The sequence below is a fragment of the uncultured Wocania sp. genome, from assembly GCF_964021735.1.
GTDB lineage: Bacteria > Bacteroidota > Bacteroidia > Flavobacteriales > Flavobacteriaceae > Wocania_A.
Genome location: NZ_CAXIBN010000291.1, coordinates 1 through 1,826 on the forward strand (window position 1 = coordinate 1; position 1,826 = coordinate 1,826).

Here is a 1,826-nt window from a genome sequence, read left to right on the forward strand (position 1 = left end):
GTTACTGCCTTTACTGGAGGTATAGTGTCTCCGCTAATTGGTTTGATTTTCAACTCAGACTTTAAAGCTTTAAAATACAAATTAAAAGATGGCACACTAAACGACGCAGGAGAAATGGTAGGCGAAGTATTTTTAGAATATGGTACTTTTTTAACCAATGTTATCGATTTTATTATTGTAGCATTCGTAATGTTTATGGTTGTAAAAGGTGTTAATAAAATGAAGAAGAAAGAAGAGCCAGCCCCAGAAGCACCAGCAGGACCATCGCAAGAAGATTTACTTGCTGAAATTAGAGATTTGCTTAAAAAATAAACATTGTTAAATAAATAACATTTTGTTATTTATTGTCAAAAACCCTCTGTTTTCTAAAAACAAAGGGTTTTTATATGTTTTAAAATAGAATTAATACTTAGTTTTGTGGCTCTAATTTTATAAAAAAGCAAAAATGAAAGTAGCTGTTGTAGGAGCCACAGGAATGGTTGGCGAAGTGATGTTAAAAGTATTAGCAGAACGTAATTTTCCTATTACCGAATTATTGTTAGTTGCCTCAGAGCGTTCTGTAGGTAAAAAACTAAAATATAAAAATGAAGAATATACCGTTATAGGTTTAGCTGATGCTGTAGCTGCAAAACCAGAAATTGCCATTTTTTCTGCTGGTGGTGGCACATCATTAGAATGGGCACCAAAATTTGCTGAAGTTGGTACTACGGTAATTGATAATTCTTCAGCTTGGAGAATGGATCCTACTAAAAAATTGGTGGTTCCAGAAATTAATGCCTACGAGTTAACTAAAGCTGATAAAATTATAGCAAACCCAAATTGCTCAACTATTCAAATGGTTATGGCATTAGCTCCTTTGCACAAAAAATACAAAATGAAACGTGTTGTAGTTTCTACTTATCAATCGGTTTCTGGTACTGGCGTAAAAGCTGTACAACAACTAGAAAACGAAATAGCTGGTATTGATGGCGAAATGGCTTATCCTTATCCAATTGGCAGAAATGCTTTACCGCATTGCGATGTTTTTGAAGACAATGGCTACACCAAAGAAGAAATGAAGTTAGCACGTGAGCCTCAAAAAATATTTAACGATAAAACCTTTTCAGTTACTGCAACAGCGGTTAGAATTCCAACTGCTGGCGGACATAGTGAATCTGTAAATGTGGAGTTTGAAAATGATTTTGATTTATCTGATGTTAGAAAACTTTTACATGAAACTTCGGGTGTTGTAGTTCAAGATAATACCGATACAAACACTTACCCAATGCCAATATATGCACATGATAAAGACGATGTTTTTGTTGGTAGGCTTAGAAGAGACGAAACCCAACCAAACACTTTAAACATGTGGATAGTTGCAGATAACCTGCGTAAAGGCGCAGCAACTAATGCTGTACAAATAGGCGAGTATTTAATTGATAATAATTTAGTGTAGTTTTTTTAATTAAAATTATAATTATTAAAAAGTCCTTGTAATTTCATTTCACAAGGACTTTTTTTATTTTAATACACAAAAACCAAACCTAATATTTTAATTTTTTATTCTTTCTAAAATATATATATTTGTTTTATGGAAAAAAATTGAGGGATCATTTTTAATTCATATAATTTTATAGAAAAAAGTGCGTTTTTCAACTAGTTAGTTGTATACAAAAAGATGTGTTTTGTCGATGATTTTAAGCACTTCATGGATAATTTTTTTATAAAATTTGCATATTTATTTTGCTAACTCGCTTTTTTTCATACATTTGCGTGCTAATGATGATACAAAAAAAAAGAATATTTGCCTCAATCTTATTTGTATTAATAAGTTTTGTATGTGTAGC

General features: G+C 31.6%; 2 protein-coding genes. Both read left to right on the forward strand.

The window, feature by feature from the left end; all coding sequences use genetic code 11:
- On the forward strand, nucleotides 1–312 hold a 312-nt coding region (gene mscL / locus AADI82_RS15065), incomplete at its 5' end, for a large conductance mechanosensitive channel protein MscL (protein WP_341217226.1).
- Nucleotides 313–445: 133 nt separating this feature from the next.
- Nucleotides 446–1,435, forward strand: coding sequence for an aspartate-semialdehyde dehydrogenase (locus AADI82_RS15070; protein ID WP_341217227.1), 990 nt, complete (start codon nucleotides 446–448; stop codon nucleotides 1,433–1,435).
- Nucleotides 1,436–1,826: the final 391 nt, after the last annotated feature.

Coding starts and splice junctions, on each gene's coding strand:
- AADI82_RS15070 (WP_341217227.1), top strand. CDS start 446: ATGAAAGTAGCTGTTGTAGGAGCCACAGGAATGGTTGGCGAAGTGATG.